Source organism: Rhodococcus sp. CX (genome assembly GCF_015865005.1).
GTDB lineage: Bacteria > Actinomycetota > Actinomycetes > Mycobacteriales > Mycobacteriaceae > Rhodococcus.
The window spans coordinates 6926-7918 of the sequence record NZ_JADZGH010000125.1 but is presented as its reverse complement, the minus strand read 5'-3'; the positions used below and the strand labels follow the sequence as shown (position 1 = coordinate 7918).

Annotated in this window: 3 protein-coding genes; all 3 read right to left on the bottom strand. The window is 70.1% G+C overall.

Annotated features, from left to right (window positions below):
- Positions 1–338 (bottom strand): SAF domain-containing protein (locus tag I0Q12_RS32815; RefSeq protein ID WP_231610606.1); only part of this gene is annotated, 338 nt, incomplete at its 3' end.
- Positions 339–435: 97 nt separating this feature from the next.
- The gene (locus tag I0Q12_RS13730; RefSeq protein ID WP_197252449.1) at positions 436–699 is read right to left on the bottom strand and encodes an FmdB family zinc ribbon protein; all 264 of its coding nucleotides are present in this window, start codon (positions 697–699) and stop codon (positions 436–438) included.
- An 82-nt stretch (positions 700–781) separates the two neighbouring features.
- Positions 782–993, bottom strand: a 212-nt coding sequence (locus tag I0Q12_RS32810; protein ID WP_307846232.1) for a 5-formyltetrahydrofolate cyclo-ligase, incomplete at its 5' end; no start/stop codon positions are given.

The following is a 993-nucleotide window of genomic DNA, read 5'->3' as shown; positions in this document are numbered from 1 at the left end:
GAGAGAAGGGTGAGCGCGCCGGACGGCACCGACGCGGATTCGCGGTCGGCGAGTTCGACGTCGTCGAGGGTGAGTGTGTGCCCGGGGCTCAGGTCGCGCACGGCGACGACGGCGGGGGAGCGGCCGCTCGAAGGCCCGTCCCGCAGCGCCGCGACGACGGCGATCAGCGCCAGAAGTGCGGCCGCGCCGCGCCGGGCCGCGACCGTGCGCGCCCAACCCGGTCGCAGCAGCGTGCTCGCGCGATCGGCGAGTGTGGGCTGCAGGGAGGTCGTGGCCCGAGGCCCGCCGGAGGGACGGAGGCGCGATCGGGGCGGGAACGGAAAGAGACCGGCAGGCATGGCCGAACCCTACGAGTTCGGCCGTGCCTGTCGGCCTCGTGAGGCGCGAATTCGAGACGATCTGTGGATGAACAGCCCGCCTGTGGACAACCCGCGATCAGCTCGCGGCGGCCGCCGGAGTCGAGCTGGACGAGCTGCTGCTCGAGGAGTCGGACTTGGCCGGCTCGCTCGCGGTGCTGCTGCCACCGCGCGAATCGGTGCGGTAGAAGCCGCTGCCCTTGAAGACGACGCCGACGGAGTTGAACAGCTTGCGCAGCTTGCCGGTGCACTCCGGGCACTCGGTGAGGGAGTCGTCGCTGAACGACTGCACGATGTCGAAGCGGTTGTCGCAAGCCGTGCAGGCATATGAATAGGTGGGCACCGGTGAATCCTCCGCGCGTTCGAAAATAAATCGCAGCTTTAGCACTCTACAGTCGACAGTGCCAACGGCGCCAGTGTGAGATCTATTCCACCAGCGCGGTCAGCCCGCCGCTCGGCGTCAGGGCGTGCGTCATCCGGATGTCGTGCGGATCCTCGGGCAGTTCGTCGACCAGCTCCTCGTCGCGCACCACGGCGATCAGCCGGGCCGACGGGTCGGCAAGGTGCAGGGTCCGGTCGTAGAACCCGGCGCCCCGGCCCAGGCGCACTCCGCGCCGGTCGACCGCGAGCGCCGGCA